The sequence below is a fragment of the Desulfobacter sp. genome (assembly GCA_028768525.1).
GTDB lineage: Bacteria > Desulfobacterota > Desulfobacteria > Desulfobacterales > Desulfobacteraceae > Desulfobacter.
This window is the reverse complement of the sequence record CP054837.1, coordinates 2,856,394-2,873,381: the sequence shown is the minus strand read 5'-3', so window position 1 is coordinate 2,873,381 and position 16,988 is coordinate 2,856,394. Positions and strand designations below refer to the sequence as shown.

Sequence of the window (16,988 nt, the reverse complement as noted above, 5' to 3'; positions counted from 1 at the left end):
CGGGCACCTATGGTTTAAAAAAGGAGAATGATGAAAGCGTTATCCCGGACATTTTCGGAAAAGGCCAACCTGGTATCCGCCCGGGTTTATCCGGTACCCACCCTTGGGGCGGCCTTTGACAAGGCTGTGGATATCTGCCTGGCCAAGGCCCCCTTGGAACCCCAGATGGAGAACCCTGAACCTTTGGGTGCCAAAGCCCATGGGGTGCGGATTATGGCCGCCCCAAATCTGGATGAACGGGGATTTGACTCCCTGGCTGAAAAATGTGAGAGCGCCGGAACGATTTCTTTGGTACGGGAGGGGTTACGCCGCTATCCCGGCGGCATTGATGTGGGCCTTACCCTGGCGGACTATGGCATCGCCGAAACCGGTACCCTGGTTCTGGATTCGGCATCGGAAGAGACACGCCTGGCGTCCATGCTGTCGGAAATTCATGTGGCGGTTCTGCCATTGTCAAAATTAAGATCCACGGCCCTGGAAATGGCCGATGAACTGAATGGCATGATTCAGGACTCCGGGACCTACACCGCCTTTATCACCGGAGCCAGCCGCACCGCCGACATTGAGCGGGTATTGGCCCTGGGGGTGCACGGCCCCCTTGAACTGCATATCATGCTGGTGGAGGAGGACTAGACCATGGCCGACGAGCGGCAGGAAAGTTTAAAATCATATAAGGAGCGTCTGGACGCCGCCCTGGGGAATAAATTTCTGCGAAAGGCCATGGACAATTTTGCCGTGGCTTACCGGACTTCCAGGGAAAATGCCTTTGCCGGAATGGATACCCGGGAGTTGATCCGGGTGGTGGCCGATGCCAAGGCCGATGCCGTGGCCAGAAATGAAGAACTCATGGCCGCCTTCAGAAAAAAGGCTGAAGAAAAGGGGATCCATGTCCACCTGGCAAAAACCGCAGAAGAGGCCAACAAAATAATTGCCGGCATTGCAAAGGACACCGGCTGCCGCCGTATTGTAAAATCCAAATCCATGACCGCCGAGGAGACCCACCTGAACAAATGGCTGGAAAACGAGGGCCTGGAGGTGACAGAAACGGATCTGGGCGAGTGGATCGTCCAGCTTCGCAAGGAAGGCCCCTCCCACATGGTCATGCCGGCCATCCATCTTTCCCGCTACCAGGTGGCCGACCTTTTTTCTTCGGTGACCGGCAGGGAGCAGGATGCCGAAATCCAGCGCCTGGTCAAGGTGGCCAGAAAGGAGTTGAGGGAAAAATTCGTCCAGGCGGACATGGGGATTACCGGGGCCAATTATGTGCTTGCCGAAACCGGTTCCATCGGCATCGCCACCAACGAGGGCAATGCAAGGCTGGTTTCCACACTTCCCCGGGTCCATGTGGCCCTGGCCGGCATCGACAAGCTGCTGCCCACCATCAAAGAAGCCCTGGCCGTTAATAAGGTGCTGCCCAAAAACGCCACGGGCCAGGCCATCACTTCCTATGTGACCTGGATCACCGGGCCCTCGGAATGCAAAACCGCCCAAGGCGGAAAGCGGGAGATGCACATGGTCTTCCTGGACAACGGCAGGAGTAAAATAGCCAGAGACCCGGTGTTCGCCCAGATCCTTCAGTGCGTCCGCTGCGGTGCCTGCGCCAATGTCTGCCCGGTCTACCGCATGGTGGGCGGCCATCAGCTGGGATATATCTATATCGGTGCCATCGGCCTGATCACCACCTATTTTTTCCACGGCAGGGAACATGCAAAGAACCTGGTCCAGAACTGCACCAACTGCGGGGCCTGCAAAGACATCTGCGCCGGAGGGATTGACCTGCCGGCCCTGATCAAAGAGGTCCACGCCAGGATTCAGGATGAAGAAGGCCATCCCCTCCAGAGCCTGCTTTTAGCCAAGGTGCTGAAAAACAGGAAACTTTTCCATACCCTGCTGCGGACGGCAAAACTGGCCCAGGGTCCCATGACCCAGAAGGAAAAGGGAGCGGCCTACCTGCGCCACCTGCCCATGATTTTTTCCCCTGCCCATAACTTTCGGCGGCTACCGGCCATTGCGGAGGTTCCCTTTCGGGACCGGTTTGAAAAATTAAACAGGACTGTTGATCATCCGGCGTTTAAAATTGCCCTGTTCTCCGGATGTGTCCAGGATTTTGTTTATCCCGAGCAGCTGGAAGCGGCCATGAAAGGGTTTCGGGAGGCCGGCGTCCGGGTAAGTTTTCCCATGGGACAGACCTGCTGCGGCCTGCCCGCCGTGAGCATGGGGGAAATGGCTGCCGTCAGGGATGTGGCCCTGCAGAATATCTCTGCCTTTGAACACGAGGATGTGGATTATATTGTCACCCTCTGTGCCTCCTGTGCCTCACACCTCAAGCACGGGGCTCCCAAACTGGTAAAAGAGTATGCCCCTGGCAAAGCAGCGGAGTTTTCAGATAAGGTGCTTTCCTACAGCCAGTTCATGGCCGATGTGGTCGGCATCCAGCCCAAAACAGGCGAGGGGAAAAAGATTGCCTTCCATTCCCCCTGCCACCTTTGCCGTGGACTGGGGGAAAAAGAGGCGCCCAAAAAGGTGATTGCCGCCTCGGGCAATGACTATCTTTCCACAGAAGAAGAGGAAACCTGCTGCGGCTTCGGCGGCAGTTTTTCAGTCAATTTCCCCTCCGTTTCCAAAGAGATCCTTACCAAGAAGCTGGATGATGTGGAAAATTGCGGCGCCGAGCTTCTGGTCACCGAATGCCCGGGCTGTGTCATGCAGCTGCGCGGCGGTGCCCTGAAACAGGGGCGGGACATAAAGGTGGCCCACCTGTCCGAACTGCTTTATCCAGAGTAGGCTGCAAGTTTGGGGGGATATTGCCCTGCACACAAGATCCCCTCCAAGGAGACCTCTCCTCCACGTACAAAGGCGTTTTCCCTGCAGGGAAAAACGCCTTTGTATTTTATCTTATTATTTCCTTGATATTTTAGGGGTTTTCCTATATCTCTTTCTGGTTTTTTTAATAATTTTGGAGGAAAAATGAAAAAGATTTTTGTATTGGTTGTATGCCTGCTGAGCCTGGCCTCCCTTTCATATGCCGCGGATACTTCCTTTGACCGGATTAAGGCTGAAGGAAAACTGGTCATCGGACTTGACGATTCCTTTCCGCCCATGGGATACCGGGTGGCCGACGGCACCCTGGTGGGATTTGACGTTGATGCGGCGGAAGAACTGGGCCGGCGCCTGGGAATCAAAATCGAATGGAAACCCACTGCCTGGTCCGGCGTGGTCCACTCCCTGAATTCCAAGATGTTCGACTGCATCTGGAACGGGATGACCATCACCCCTGAACGCCAGGAAAAAGTCGCCTTTACCAAGCCCTATATCATGGACGGCCAGATTGCGGTTGTCCGGTTTTCTGAAAAACGGTTTAAATCCTACAAGGACCTGGAAGGTGCCGTGGTCGGTGCCCAGAAGGATTCTTCCGCGGTAAAGGCCATTGAGAAAATGACGGCCAAACCCAAGGAAGTGAAAGAGTATGCCGATAACCCCAAGGCCCTTCTGGACCTGGAAGCCGGACGTACCGACGCCGTGGTTATCGACAATGTGGCCGGCCGCCATTTTATCTCCAAACGGATCGGCAAGTTCAAGGTCCTTCCCGGTAATATCTCCAAGGAACCCTTTGGCATTGCCTTCCGCAAGGCAGACGCCGAATTGCTCAACATGGTCCAGAAAACCATTGATGAAATGATTGCCGACGGCACCCTGGCGAAAATTTCCACAAAATGGTTTGGCGACGACATCACCAATCCTGAAAAATGGTAATTTCTATACTTAAATGCCGGGCAGTCCGGGCCGTTTTGGCCCTGGCCTGCCTGGCCTTTTTTTACGGCACGGCATGGGCCGGGGCTCCGGATACGGGCAAGATTTTTCTCAAGGCCGATAACATGATTGCCTCCGGCGACTATGAAAATGCCATTGAACTGGTCATGTCCATTCCCACGCCCGGCCCCGGAGAAGATGGGGCTGCATTTGCCAAATCCAGGATGCTGGCCGCCTCCCTCTTCCATGCCCTGGAGAATGTTAAGGGTGCCAGGGCCGCTTGCGAGCAGGTCCTCACCGTTTTCCCGGAACATGCCGAGGCCAAAAATTATCTGGCCTCCCTGGCCGAGGCCGAGGCCTCGTTTTTCGAGGCTTTCTGGCGGGACTGCCGCAGGTTTATGCCCTCCCTGCTGCAGGGGGCGGTCATGACCCTGGGGCTTACCCTGGGTACCATGTTCATTTCCCCTGTGGGGGGGCTGTTCATTGCTCTGGGCCGGATTTCATCCTTTGCGCCCCTGTGGGGAAGCTGCTGGTTTATTATCTGGTTTTTCCGGGGAACCCCCCTGCTGCTTCAGCTCTTTTTTATCTATTACGGCCTGCCCTCCTTAGGCATTACCCTGACCCCCTTTGCTGCGGCCATCATCGGTCTTGGGCTTAATTATTCGGCTTACCTGGCCGAGATCATCCGGGCCGGCATCCAGAGTATCCCCGGGGGACAGATGGAAGCGGCCAAGGCCCTGGGCATGAATTATCCCCAGGCCATGCGCCGGATCATTGTGCCCCAGACCTACAAACGGATCCTGCCGCCGGTGGGCAACGAATTCATCGCCCTGATCAAGGATACGGCCCTGGTGTCCACCATTGCCATGGTGGAACTGATGCGGTCCGCGGACCAGATTTTCAATACCTATTTCAATGTGAACGTACTTATTATTGCCGCCATGATCTACCTGGGGTTCACCACCGTGTTCACCCTGGTGTTTGAAAAAATTGAGCGAAAGGTGGGGGCCTATGAAAAACGCTGATGACTGCATTCTAAAGCTTGAAAACCTGACCAAGCGCTTCGGCGACACCCTGGCCGTGGACAAGGTGAACCTTTCGGTGCGCAGGGGGGAGAAAATTGTGATTGTGGGCCCGTCGGGCTCCGGCAAATCAACCCTGCTGCGCTCGGTGAACATTCTGGAGCAGATTGATTCGGGCAAGATAATTTTCAAGGGCCGGTCCGTTGGCTATGTGGAAAAAAAAGGCAAGCTGGTCCCTGACCATCCCAAAAATATCTGTGCGCTGCGGTCCGAAATCGGCATGGTCTTCCAGAATTTCAATCTCTTCCCCCATATGACGGTGCTGGAAAATGTGATGGAGGGGCCGCTCACCGTGCTCCGCCACAAAAAGGAAGCGGCCAGAAACACTGCCCTGGCCATGCTTGAAAAGGTGGGGCTGTCGGAAAAGGCCGGTGTCTTCCCTGCCACCCTGTCCGGGGGGCAGCAGCAGCGGGTGGCCATTGCCCGGGCCCTGGCCATGAAGCCTGAGATCATGCTCTTTGACGAGCCCACCTCTGCCCTGGACCCCGAGCTTGTCGGGGAAGTGTTCAATACCATCAAATCCCTGGCCGGGGAGGGCATGACCATGATCATCGTCACCCACCAGATGGGATTTGCCCGGGAGGTGGCCGACCAGGTGATTTTCATGGAAAATGGCGCCTTTGTCGCCCAGGCGCCGCCGGCTGAATTTTTCGGGGACTGCCTTAAAAATCAGAGAATCGCGGATTTCATCAGTAATATATTATAGCAGGCGCTCTGTTCAGCCTCTGCTATATTTTTGCATGCATTCGCCCTGTACCGGGTTGCAGTTTTCACCCCAAGGTGAGATGATACCCCCTGTAACAGCCGGAACGGAGGAGAATGCAATCCATGCAGCCCCACACAACAAGGCGTCTTGGACTCTTTATCATTATAACAGCCCTTCTGTGCCTTTGTCCCGTTCCGGGTACTGCCGGCCAAATCCTGCTCACCGAAGCTGAAAAGGCGTTCATAAAAGCACATCCAACCATCCGGGTGGCCAATGAAATGGACTGGACACCCTTTGATTTTGCTGAAAACAATACCGCAATGGGGTATTCCATTGACCTGCTCAATATCATCGCCGGTAAAACCGGATTGAAACTGACCTATGTCAACGGATACAGCTGGGATGACTTATTGGATATGGGCAGGGCACGCCGGCTGGATGTTTTCCCGGCCATCTGGAAGACGGAAGAGAGGAAAAAACATTTCCATTTTACCACCCCCTATATGGATACCCCCTATATCCTGGTCACCCGTCGGGATAATCATGATGTCGGCGGCATTGACAGCCTTAACGGCCGTATCCTGACGGGCATTAAGGGGTTTGCCAGCACGGAGCAGGTAAAAAAATATTATCCGGATATCATTGTCAATGAAGTGGGCAGTGCCGTGGAAGGATTGAGGCTTGTTTCCTACGGCAGGGCCGATGCCTATCTGGGCTCCATGGCCGAGACCAATTATGTCATTAAACAGCACCTGGTACAGGATTTAAAAATTGCGGGTGAAACAGATCTCGGCGGGAGGGTGGAATCCCCGCTGCTTTATATCGGCATCAGAAAAGACTGGCCCATTCTTTTACAGATCATCCAGCGGGGCATGGATGCCATCACCCAGACCGAAAAACAGGTTCTTCACATAAAGTGGCTGGAATTCAGCAAACAGGCCGGCATATTGGTGCTGAACGAAGCGGAGCGTTCCTATCTTGCATCCCACCCGGTATTGCGGGTGTCCTTTGATCCGAAACGGCCGCCTGTTTCCTATTTGGATAAGAACGGGCGAATGAGCGGCATGGCAGCGGATTACATGGGGATCATCAGCCGTAAGCTGGGCGTGAAGATAGAGCCTGTTGCCTCAACCGGCGGTGCCGGCGAACCAGGGGGGCTCGGAAAGGGGCAGATTGATTTTATTTCAGCCATTTCACCCTCCGAAAGGGAAAGCCATGGGCTGATATTTTCCAATGTTTACTTAAGTTTCCCCATCGTGATCGTGACCCGGGATGATGTGCCCTACGTCAGCAGCCCGGCACTGCTGAGGGACAGGACCATCGCCGTGGTAAAAGGAAGGACCTTCCATAAGCAGTTTGCATTTTCCCACCCCGGCATCCGGATTCGGGAAGTTGACAGTGTAAAGGACGGCCTGCTGGCCGTGGCGGGCAGGGAGGCGTTTGCCTTTGCCGGAAGTCTGGCCGCCGTGGGGCACGTCATCGGGCGTGAGGGGTTTACAACCTTGAAAGTCTCGGGAGAAACCCAATATCGGGTTGAGGTCGCCCTGGGATGCAGCCGCGCCAATGCGGTGCTGCGGGACCTGCTTCAAAAGGCCCTGGCCGGCATCACCGTTGAAGAAGAGAACGCCATATACAGCAAATGGTCCAGCGTCACCTTTGAATACCAGCCGGATTATTCCATCGTGTGGAAAATCGGCAGTGTCGGCATTGTTTTTGTGCTGCTGGTGCTCTATTGGAACCGCCGGTTGAGGCGGATGGCCAAAGACTTAAAATCAGCCAGGGACCAGGCGGAAGCCGCCAACAGGGCTAAAAGCACCTTTTTGGCAAATATGAGCCATGAGCTCAGGACGCCGCTCAATGCCATTTTAGGCTTTTCCCAGATCATGGCCGATGACCGGGGGCTGGACCGGACCCAGAAGGAAAATCTGAGAATCATAAACACCAGCGGCGAGCACCTGCTTTCTTTAATCAGCGATATATTGGACATGTCGAAGATTGAAGCCGGGCGGATCGTACTCAAATTGTCGGTATTCAACCTTAAGGATTTTATGTCCCATATCGACGATATGCTCAAGGCCATGGCCAATGAAAAGGGGCTGTATCTGAAATTTCGCCTTTCCCCTGGCCTGCCGGGAGGTATCCGGGCGGACAAGGCCCGGCTGCGCCAGGTCCTGGTCAATCTTATTGTCAATGGCATAAAAAATACAGGCAAAGGCGGTGTTATCGTCACCGTTGCGCCGGCAGAATCCCCTGCCAGTCCCGGCCACTGCCGCCTGCACTTTACGGTCAGCGATACAGGCAGGGGGATCGCCCCGGAATATCGGGACAGAATTTTTGAGCCCTTTGTGCAGGCCGGCCATGCCAGCCAGGCGGCTGCCGGCGGCAGCGGTCTCGGGCTGTCCATCTGCCAGACCCTGGTAAAGATGATGGGGGGAACCATCGCCCTTGACAGCAGCCGAGACAGCGGATCAAGTTTTTCTTTTTCCATAGAAACCTCCAGCCACGAGAGCCCCCCAGGGCCGGGAGATCAAAGGCGGGATAACTTCCGCACCGCCCCTTATCTCCAACTGGCGCCGGGTCAGCAGCGATACCGGGTGCTGGTGGTGGATGATGCAGACAATAATCGTATGATTTTGACCGCCATTCTGGAGCGGGCCGGTTTCTCGGTCCGGAGTGCCGCCAGCGCTGAAGCCGCCCTGGAGATGATCCGCGAGCGGGCGCCCCACCTGGTATGGATGGACATCCAGATGGAGGGGATGGACGGACTGGAGGCCACCCGGAAAATCCGGAAAAGAGTAGACAAGGGCATCAAAATCATCGGCATTTCCGCATCGGCCTTTGAAGAGGACCGCCTGGCCGCCATGGAAGCGGGGTGCAACGATTTTGTCAGCAAGCCCGTGGACCGGCATGAGGTGCTGGACAAAATGACCCAACACCTGGGGGCGGCGTTTATCTGCCCTGAAGATGGAGCGCCGGAGCCGCCGCTCCGGGAAACCCCGGATAATGCCCCCTGGGGACCGGAACTCCTGGACGCGATTCCCCGGGACATTGCCGGCCAATTGAAGCAGGCCGTATTTTCATTTGACTATGAAATGACCCTGGCGGCCATTGATAAAATTTCTGCCATTGCCCCGGACCTGGGCCGGCGGCTGTCGGCCTGTGCAGAAGTCTACCGGTTTGAAACCCTCCAGGCACTTTTCCACCAGCAGGAGCAAGAGGAATGAATACCACCGAGCCTGTCAATATCATGATCGTGGATGATGAACCCAATAATCTGAGCGTGCTCAGGCAGATGCTTTCTGCCAAAGGGTACAAGGTCCGCCCCATCACCAACGGCCGGACCGCGCTGAAGGCGGCCGAAACCCTGGTCCCTGACCTCATTCTTTTGGATATCATGATGCCGGACGGGCCGGACGGTTTCACTGTCTGCAAAAGGCTCAAGGAGATGGCCCCGGTCAAAGCGGTGCCCGTTATCTTCCTGAGCGCCCTGGATGATACGGAAAACAAGGTGCGCGCCTTCCGGGCCGGCGGGGTGGACTATATCACCAAGCCCTTTGAACGGGCTGAGGTGCTCTCCCGGGTCCATACCCATATTCTGCTCCACCGGTCCCAGCAAGAGCTTGAGGAGAAAAACAGGCGCCTGGCCGAAATGAACCGGGAGCTGATCCGGGCAATGGAGGAAATAAAAACCCTTAAGGGGATTCTGCCCATATGCAGCAACTGCAAAAAAATCCGTGACGATAAAGGGGACTGGAACCACCTGGAAGTCTATATTGAGACCCATTCAGAGGCCTCCATGAGCCACGGCATGTGCCCCGAATGCGCGGATCAGCTTTACGGAGATGAAGACTGGTATATGGAAATGAAAGCCAATAAGGAAAAATAGCCACCACACAGGGTGGGAAACCTTGGCCCCATGTATTTGCTTTTAGGCCTGATCCTTCCCGAATTCTTCGGCAGGAGCCGTCAGCACCGGGGCGGTGAGGATGATGGTGCTGCAGTTGACGGACCTTGGCCCCGGCAATACCTTGATCTCCCCTCCCAGCCGTTCCATTCGTTTTGAAAAGTCCTGGTGGCCTGAGATATCGCCGGCTGGAACCGTTGCCTGTTTCAGGCCCAGCCTCAGTCCGGTAACGTCCACCCTTATATACAGCCGGTCATCAATTGCCGAGAGTTCCAGCCGGGCTGCGGGGGGATCCTGGGCATATTCCAGAATATTGTTGATAATGGTTTTTACGGCCCTGTAAAATGTCAGTTTTACTGCCCTGTTCAAAGAGATGGGGCCGCCGATGGCATTGGTGAAATCAAAATGCGCCCCGTTCCTTTCATTGATTTCCTCGACGAGGAATTCAATGGCCACATCAATGTCGAAATCATCCAAAATGGGCGGTGCCAGTTCATACATCAGGGTCCTGACTTCCTTTACCCCATTTTCCAGAAATGCCCGGGCTTCGATCAATTCCTCACATCCGGTTTCATCTTCGCATGAGGCGATCAGGGTTTTTATTCTCGACACCCCCAGGCCCAGGGTCTGGGCAATGGTGCCGTGGATTTCCGATGCAATGGATTTCCGCTCTGACTCTTCAAAATAAACCAGGTATTCGTTGAGCTGCTTGAGCTGGAGGGTCTGCCGGCCAAGGTCTTCAATATATGCCTTTTCCTGCTCCTGGTACCGGCCCAGCTGCCGGGCCATCCTGTCCAGGGCCCTGGCCAGATCGCCCAGTTCATCGGCCCGTTTTATCCTGGACCGGTAATTGTATTTTTTTGCGGTGATTTTTTGGGTCATGCGGGTAAGGTGGCGGATGTGGCGGACAACCCTTGTCACCGAAATATATATGCACAGGGCGCCCAGGGCCATTGCCAGGCAGGCATAGACAATAAATTCTCCTGAAACCAGGGAAAAAATCGTCCCTCCGCCCAGGTCTTTCAGCGCCTGGTTAACCAGGATAAAAAGGGGCGTCAAGACAATCAGGGCTGCAACCATGAAGGTTGCACTTAATTTGCCGGCGATGGATAATCTACAACTCAACGTATGCCTGTCCCGTTCCTTATTTAAATAGGTGCCGATTTTCTAATAACAGCTTTCTGCCATGAGTTAAACACCAAAAAAAACATAATCATGCAAAGAACTCACAAAAACGCAATAAACTACCTATAAATAATCGATTCTGGCCTTGCCTTTTTATAGGATAGAGACTATCACTGTCAGAATTCGGGTTTTGTCTTTCAAAAACGTGTTCGTTGGCAGGTAACGCAAAGACGCTGATAAAAATTGGGAAGATTTGAAACGGTTTGCCGTGAACCTGATGGTGTGACCGACAGTGCGGAGCTATTTGTATCTTCAGTTTCACCATGCCGGTTTAAACCATAAAACAATGTAAGGAGTATGCGATGGAGATGTCCGTAAAAAGAATGCTGCTGGCCGTGGTCTGTATGGTCTTTCTGACGGGGGTGCCTGCGGCCTTTGGGGAACCCTATAAGATTGGCGCCGGCGATATTCTGGATATCAGTGTCTGGAAAAATCCCGATCTGACCCGGCAGGTGATTGTCCTGCCCGATGACACCATTCGTTTCCCATTGATCGGCGAGATCAAGGTTGGGGAGCAGACCCTGGCCTGGCTGGAAGAAAACCTGAGGGCGCGGTTGGAAAAATATGTGCCCGACCCGGTGCTGTCGGTGGCCGTGACCCAGACCGGAAGCCTGTCTGTCTACGTCATCGGAAAGGTGAACAAACCCGGCCGTTTCCAGATCAACAACAATGTCGACGTGCTCCAGGCCCTTGCCATTGCCGGGGGCCTGAATCCCTTTGCCAGGGAAAAGGAGATCAAGGTATTCAGGAAAAAGGGTGAAGAGACCCTTATTTTTGATTTTAATTATGACGCCGTTTCCGAGGGGGAGCACCTGGAACAGAATATTATGCTCCGGCGCGGGGATGTCATTGTGGTGCGTTAGGCGGCCCCGATGAAAGCGCTTTATTTCATCATACTTCTGGTACCGGTGCTGGCCGGATCCGCCTTTTGTGACCCCTTGAGCATCACCCCCTATGTGGGAATTAAGCAGGAATATTCGGATAATATCCTCTTTTCGTCTAACAATGAAAAATCCGATGCCGTTACCGTCCTGCGTTCCGGCCTGGAGGTGAAACAGGATGAGGAACGGCTGGACGCCCGGATCAATGCGGAAGCCAACCAATTCCTGTATTGGGAATTTGACGGGCTCAACGCCCTGGACTACCGGGTAGACGGAAGTGCCTCCTACCGGGTCACCGAGCGCTTGGGTACCCGGGCCTCGGCCCGGTACGCCAAAGATTCCCGGCGGGACGCCGATGCCGATACAACGGGCCTCATCCTCTCCGGCGACCGTAAAAGCTATTCCCTGTCGGCGGGATCGGATTATATGCTCTCGGAACTGGATCAGGCGGATATCTCCTTAAGCTTCCGGCACAGCGACATCGAAGAGATAAACTCCGATGAAGACAATGATACCATCGGGGTGGATTTTTCCTATACCCGGAATCTGTCGCGATGGCTGGAAAACACCTCGGGTGTTTTTAATCTGAGTTATATGCATTATGCTGCTGAGTCTGAAGCCTGGGCATCAAGCGTCTTTGCCAATGTGGACCAGGTGACCTACCGGGAATACCTTTCGGATATTGCCCAGTTCTCAACGGGACTCTCCTATAATGTCACGGAATTGTATAATCTGTTCTGTTTTGTTGGGGCCAGTTATACCAGCACTACGGAAAAGCCTGGTTCCAGGCTTGTCCATAGGTCCACAGGAACGGTTCTGTCGGATTCCCCGGGAACCCAGTCTGAAAATGACACCATCGGCGGGGTATTGTCCACCGGCGTCAATTATGACGGGCTGTACTATGACATGAACCTGACCCTCTCCCAGGATGTCAGGGGGGGCAGCGGCACCTCCGGCGCTGTCCAGCGGACCTCCTTGTCCGGCCGGATCAACCGGAAGGTGACCGATGAATTCTCCCTCTCCCTCAACGCCTCCTGCTACCGGAATCAAAATGAGCGCCGGACGGCCGCAGATACCGACGAACTCACCTTTAATATCCAGCCGGGATTCCGGTACAGGCTGGCCCGGGATTTTTTCCTCTCCGGCATTTACCGGTTCACATCGGTGGAGGACAGGGAGACGGACACCGTCAGCGAGCGCAGCCTGGTATATCTCCAGCTGAAAAAGGAATTTGAACTCCATTAACTGCCAAATCAATTGCCAACCTGAGGAAATGCCATGGAAGAACAAGTTTTAACCCCTCAAGACTATATCAATATCCTGAAACGGAGAAAATGGTCCCTGATTGTTCCCTTTATTCTCATTGTTGCCATTGCCGCAGTCACTGCCTGGCTGCTGCCGGCCATTTACAAGTCCACGGCCACCGTGCTCATTGAGCAGCGGGAGATCCCTGCGGAATACGTCATGTCTTCCCAGACCTCCTATGCGGAACAGCGGATGCAAAATATCAAGCAGCGGACCCTGACCTCCAAACAGCTCCAGCAGCTGATCCGGCAGTTCGACCTCTACCGGGAGGACCGGGATAAACTGACCATAGACGAGATTCTGGATAAGATGCGGGAGGAGATCAGCCTGACCCCGGTGAATGTGGAAATCACCGATAAACGCTCGGGCAGGGCCGCCACGGCCACCATCGCCTTTACACTGAGCTATGAGGGGAAACATCCGGAAAAGGTCCAGCAGGTCACCGACCGCATCGTCACCCTTTTCCTTAAAGAAGACCTCAAGGAAAGAACGGACCAGGCCTCGTCCACCCATGAGTTTTTAAGAAAAGAAAAGGAGAAAATCAAGCTTCAGCTGGACGAGACCGAGGCAAAGCTGGCGGCCTTTAAGAAAGAAAATTCCGATTCCCTGCCCGAACTCTTCCAGGTCAACATGCAGGCCCTGAATGCCATTGACCGGAATACGGAACAGGCAAAGGAAAACCTGCGGGCGCTGAAAGAGAAAAAAGAAGCCCTGGAAGAGGAGCTTGCCAATACCACGGTAAATCTTGAAGATGAGATCACCCGCAACCAGAAAGAGGATGATGAGAAACGGCTGGAAATGCTGAAAATGGAACTCATCAACCTTAAAACCAAATTTTCCGACCTTTATCCGGATGTGAAAAAGCTCCAGCGTGAGATCAATGAACTGGCTGTTTCCATTGCACAGCGGAAAAAGGAAGACAAGGAAAGAGCGGCTGACCTGGAAAACGATAAAGATATGGTGCGGAATCCCGCCTATGTCACCCTCTCATCACGGCTGGCCGGCCTGAGATCCGATATCGACTCCGTGGAGACCCGGATCAGGGACCTGGATGAAAAGGCCGAAGAGTACCGGCGCCGCCTGGCCGCCACCCCGGATGTGGAAGCTGTCTACAACGATATGGTGACCGAGCGCAACAACCTCATGCTTAAATATAAGGATATGCAGGCCAAGATGATGGAGGCCAAAGTGGCCCATGCCCTGGAATCCCAGCAGAAGGGAGAACGCTTTTCCCTCATCGAATCGGCCACCCTGCCTGAAAAGCCCTTTAAGCCCAACCGTCTGGCCATTGTGCTCATTGGCTTTGTTCTGGGCATCGGCGCCGGCATCGGCATGGCCGCAATTACAGAATTTTCCGATGATTCGGTAAGGGATGCGGATACCCTGGAGCGGGTGACCGGATTCCCGGTGTTGACGACCATTCCCTGCATCATCACCCGGGAAGACAGGGTAAAGGCCATGAAGATAAGAATGATCTGGCTGGGCTCATCCCTCGCCGCCCTGGTGCTCCTGGTCTTTATCTTTGATACCTATGTCATGGACCTGGATGTATTCTGGAGTAAACTGGTTCGAAAACTGTCCTAGACGGCGGGAAACTAGAGGATAACCTATGAAACTGAGAAAAGCATTGGACAGGGCCAAGGCCCAAAGAGACGAACAGGCGCCGGAGGCGGACATGGGGGCCGCCCCCAGCGAATCATCCAACGGGCAGCCAAGCAGGCAGTGGCAGTCTCCGACATATGCCGATTCCGCCACCTGCCGGCTGGATCCGGCAATTGCGGAAAAAAACAGGGGGGTCTGCCTGAATCCGGACCCCGCAGAGGTGGAGCGGTATAAAATACTGAGAACCCGGATTTCCAACATGTCCCGGCAGCGGCCCATGAATACCATCATGGTCACCAGCCCCGCAAAAGGGGAGGGCAAAACCGTGACCTGCATCAACATGGGATTTACCTTTGCCCGGGCCATGAACCAGACCGTACTGCTGGTGGACTGCGATTTCAAGGGGCAGGATATCCACCGGTATCTGGGCATTGACAGCCGGGGCAGCCTCATTGACTACTTTCTGGATGACCGGCCCATCAAGGATCTCATTGTCTGGCCCGGGGTGGAAAAACTTACCCTGATATCCGGTAACCGCACCATTTCCGATTCCACAGAGCTGCTCTCGTCAGAAATGATGGAGTCCCTTGTCAAAGAGATGGGATCCCGGTATGATGACCGGTATGTTTTTTTTGATGCCCCTCCGGTTCTGGGCCATTCGGAAGCCATATCCATGGCGCCCCTGATGGACGGCATCCTCATGGTGGTTGAGGCGGGAAAAACCTCAAAACGTGACATCAGGAACGCCTTGGCCTTGTTGCCCAGGGAGAAATTTTTAGGATTTGTACTGAATAAACAGACAGTCTGATTATATGTACACTGAATTTTTCGGATTCAGGGAAAAGCCCTTTAATCTGGTGCCCGACCCTAATTATCTTTTTTTAAGCTCCAGGCATGAAAATGCACTGACCTTTCTGGAATACGGACTTTCAGAAAAGGTGGGCTTCATCATGCTCACCGGAGAGGTGGGGATGGGCAAAACCACCCTGATCCGCCATCTGCTGAACCAGAATGAAGCGGAAACGGAAACGGCGGTGGTGTTCAATACCAATGTGGATGCCCTTACCCTGCTGCGCCAGATCCTCAATGAATTCGAGATCCCCCATGGCGGAGTGGAGAATAAAGCCGATCTGCTGGAGCTGCTTTACGGATTCCTTATTGAAAAATTCGCAGAGGGGCGACGGGTTTTTCTCATCATTGACGAAGCCCAGAATCTGTCCAACGATACCCTTGAAGAGATCCGGATGCTGTCCAACCTACAGACCGATAAGGAGCTGCTGCTCCAGATCATCCTTGTAGGCCAGCCCAATCTCAGGGATAAAATCCGTTCCCCCGAGTTGGAACAATTTGCCCAGCGCATCGCGGCCAGTTTCCATCTCTCCGCAATGGACCGTGACGAAACCCAGGGATACATTGTCCACCGCATGCAGACCGCCGGCGGTGACCCCGGCCTCTTTTTACCGGCACTTTATGACCGGCTCTTTGAGGTCTCCGGGGGGATTCCACGCACCGTCAACCTGCTCTGCGACGGCCTGCTGGTGTATGGATATGCAGAAGGGGCAAGTGTTCTTACGCCGGCGCTTCTGGATCAGGTCATTGAAGACAAGGGCGGGATGGGCATGTTTACCCCCGGGAACCGTGATTCGGCAGGTGACGGGGCCGGCATTGACAGCCGCCCCGGTTTTGAAGAGAGACTCGCCGCCCTGGAAAACAGAGTGGAAGACCTTCGCCGGACGCTGGACGACAGACTTGAACTCGTCTCCACCATGAAACGGCTGTACGCGGAAGAAAAGAAAAAAAACAGGATCCTGGCATACCGGTACGGAAAGCTTAAAGAAAAGTACGACCGGCTCCGGCCCGGCCGTGAGCCGGTATCGGATATACCCATTTCATTGAATGAGGTTGTCAAATGAGTGCGATAAGAATGCTGATCGTCGATGACCATGAGGTGGTCCGGGACGGGGTGGGCCATTCCCTGGAATCCCTTGATGAATTTACCCTTGTGGGCCGTGCGGGCACCGGCAGGCAGGCCTTGAAGCTTGCAGAGATGCACCGGCCGGACCTGATTCTCATGGATGTGAGCATGCCGGATATGAATGGCATTGAAGCCACCCGTCAGATTACGGCAATGCTTCCGGATACCAAAGTTGTTGCCCTGACCATGCACACGGCCAAGCCCTATGTGGTGGGGATGCTGGATGCCGGGGCGGCCGGGTATATTCTTAAGACCTCTTCCTTTGAAGAGGTGCTTTCCGGGTTGCGGACCATTTTATCCGGCAGCGCCTTCCTCAGTTCGGAAATTACCCATATTGTCCTTGAGTATGCCAAAAACAGAACAAATGCCACCGAGGATTCCCTCTCCCTGCTGTCCACCCGGGAACGTGAGGTGCTCCACTTCATTGCCGAGGGCCATACCAGCAAAACCATTTCCCGGAGTATGAAAATCAGCGCTAAAACCGTTGATGTCCACCGGAATAATCTGAAAAAGAAATTGAATATCCATTCCATTGCAGGACTGACCAAATACGCCCTTTCAAAGGGGCTCACTGACCTGTCCGAGGTTGAAGGATAAA

14 protein-coding genes are annotated in these 16,988 nt (G+C 54.3%); 13 read left to right on the top strand and 1 reads right to left on the bottom strand.

Annotated elements, in window-relative coordinates; genetic code table 11:
* Positions 1–27: 27 nt before the first annotated feature.
* The 7 genes from HUN04_13070 (at position 28) to HUN04_13040 (ending at position 9,424) form a co-directional block, all read left to right on the top strand.
* Entirely contained in the window at positions 28–633 is a 606-nt protein-coding gene (locus tag HUN04_13070) for a lactate utilization protein (GenBank protein WDP90572.1), read from the top strand.
* Positions 634–636: 3 nt separating this feature from the next.
* Entirely contained in the window at positions 637–2,784 is a 2,148-nt protein-coding gene (locus HUN04_13065; GenBank protein ID WDP90571.1) for an LUD domain-containing protein, read from the top strand.
* Between the two features lie 183 nt (positions 2,785–2,967).
* Positions 2,968–3,753, top strand: a complete 786-nt coding sequence (locus tag HUN04_13060) for an amino acid ABC transporter substrate-binding protein (protein WDP90570.1) — start codon at positions 2,968–2,970, stop codon at positions 3,751–3,753.
* Positions 3,747–4,775 carry an ABC transporter permease subunit gene (locus HUN04_13055; protein WDP90569.1) on the top strand — a complete coding sequence of 343 codons (1,029 nt, stop codon included), beginning with the start codon at positions 3,747–3,749 and terminating at the stop codon, positions 4,773–4,775. The genes HUN04_13060 and HUN04_13055 overlap by 7 nt, the downstream gene beginning before the upstream one ends.
* A gap of 7 nt (positions 4,776–4,782) precedes the next feature.
* Complete coding sequence (locus tag HUN04_13050; protein ID WDP93282.1) at positions 4,783–5,538, top strand: amino acid ABC transporter ATP-binding protein; 756 nt, start codon at positions 4,783–4,785, stop codon at positions 5,536–5,538.
* A 122-nt stretch (positions 5,539–5,660) separates the two neighbouring features.
* On the top strand, positions 5,661–8,762 hold the full coding sequence (locus HUN04_13045) for a transporter substrate-binding domain-containing protein (GenBank protein WDP90568.1): 3,102 nt from the start codon (positions 5,661–5,663) through the stop codon (positions 8,760–8,762).
* Positions 8,759–9,424 carry a response regulator gene (locus tag HUN04_13040; protein ID WDP90567.1) on the top strand — a complete coding sequence of 222 codons (666 nt, stop codon included), beginning with the start codon at positions 8,759–8,761 and terminating at the stop codon, positions 9,422–9,424. Before HUN04_13045 ends, HUN04_13040 begins: the two co-directional genes overlap by 4 nt.
* Positions 9,425–9,466: 42 nt before the next feature.
* Here HUN04_13040 and HUN04_13035 read toward each other — a convergent pair whose 3' ends face one another.
* Complete coding sequence (locus HUN04_13035; GenBank protein ID WDP90566.1) at positions 9,467–10,567, bottom strand: HAMP domain-containing protein; 1,101 nt, start codon at positions 10,565–10,567, stop codon at positions 9,467–9,469.
* Positions 10,568–10,935: 368 nt separating this feature from the next.
* On the opposite strand from HUN04_13035, the gene HUN04_13030 reads away from it, so the two are divergent.
* From HUN04_13030 to HUN04_13005, 6 genes are read left to right on the top strand one after another with little or no spacing between them, the layout of a single operon-like run.
* Positions 10,936–11,490: a polysaccharide export protein gene (locus HUN04_13030; GenBank protein ID WDP90565.1), complete on the top strand. Its 555-nt coding sequence runs from the start codon at positions 10,936–10,938 to the stop codon at positions 11,488–11,490.
* 9 nt (positions 11,491–11,499) lie between these two features.
* Positions 11,500–12,753, top strand: a complete 1,254-nt coding sequence (locus HUN04_13025) for a hypothetical protein (GenBank protein WDP90564.1) — start codon at positions 11,500–11,502, stop codon at positions 12,751–12,753.
* A gap of 33 nt (positions 12,754–12,786) precedes the next feature.
* Entirely contained in the window at positions 12,787–14,397 is a 1,611-nt protein-coding gene (locus HUN04_13020; protein ID WDP90563.1) for a chain-length determining protein, read from the top strand.
* Positions 14,398–14,422: 25 nt separating this feature from the next.
* Complete coding sequence (locus tag HUN04_13015; GenBank protein WDP90562.1) at positions 14,423–15,223, top strand: AAA family ATPase; 801 nt, start codon at positions 14,423–14,425, stop codon at positions 15,221–15,223.
* A 4-nt stretch (positions 15,224–15,227) separates the two neighbouring features.
* Complete coding sequence (locus HUN04_13010) at positions 15,228–16,328, top strand: AAA family ATPase (protein WDP90561.1); 1,101 nt, start codon at positions 15,228–15,230, stop codon at positions 16,326–16,328.
* Positions 16,325–16,987 (top strand): response regulator transcription factor, encoded by a 663-nt coding sequence (locus tag HUN04_13005; protein ID WDP90560.1) that lies wholly within the window; start codon positions 16,325–16,327, stop codon positions 16,985–16,987. Before HUN04_13010 ends, HUN04_13005 begins: the two co-directional genes overlap by 4 nt.
* Position 16,988 lies beyond the last annotated feature (1 nt).

Excerpts from the sequence above, each read along its gene's own strand:
- HUN04_13030 (WDP90565.1), top strand. The coding sequence starts at position 10,936 with ATGTCCGTAAAAAGAATGCTGCTGGCCGTGGTCTGTATGGTCTTTCTG.
- HUN04_13040 (WDP90567.1), top strand. The coding sequence starts at position 8,759 with ATGAATACCACCGAGCCTGTCAATATCATGATCGTGGATGATGAACCC.
- HUN04_13045 (WDP90568.1), top strand. The coding sequence starts at position 5,661 with ATGCAGCCCCACACAACAAGGCGTCTTGGACTCTTTATCATTATAACA.
- HUN04_13065 (WDP90571.1), top strand. The coding sequence starts at position 637 with ATGGCCGACGAGCGGCAGGAAAGTTTAAAATCATATAAGGAGCGTCTG.
- HUN04_13055 (WDP90569.1), top strand. The coding sequence starts at position 3,747 with ATGGTAATTTCTATACTTAAATGCCGGGCAGTCCGGGCCGTTTTGGCC.
- HUN04_13015 (WDP90562.1), top strand. The coding sequence starts at position 14,423 with ATGAAACTGAGAAAAGCATTGGACAGGGCCAAGGCCCAAAGAGACGAA.
- HUN04_13010 (WDP90561.1), top strand. The coding sequence starts at position 15,228 with ATGTACACTGAATTTTTCGGATTCAGGGAAAAGCCCTTTAATCTGGTG.
- HUN04_13020 (WDP90563.1), top strand. The coding sequence starts at position 12,787 with ATGGAAGAACAAGTTTTAACCCCTCAAGACTATATCAATATCCTGAAA.
- HUN04_13070 (WDP90572.1), top strand. The coding sequence starts at position 28 with ATGATGAAAGCGTTATCCCGGACATTTTCGGAAAAGGCCAACCTGGTA.
- HUN04_13060 (WDP90570.1), top strand. The coding sequence starts at position 2,968 with ATGAAAAAGATTTTTGTATTGGTTGTATGCCTGCTGAGCCTGGCCTCC.
- HUN04_13025 (WDP90564.1), top strand. The coding sequence starts at position 11,500 with ATGAAAGCGCTTTATTTCATCATACTTCTGGTACCGGTGCTGGCCGGA.
- HUN04_13005 (WDP90560.1), top strand. The coding sequence starts at position 16,325 with ATGAGTGCGATAAGAATGCTGATCGTCGATGACCATGAGGTGGTCCGG.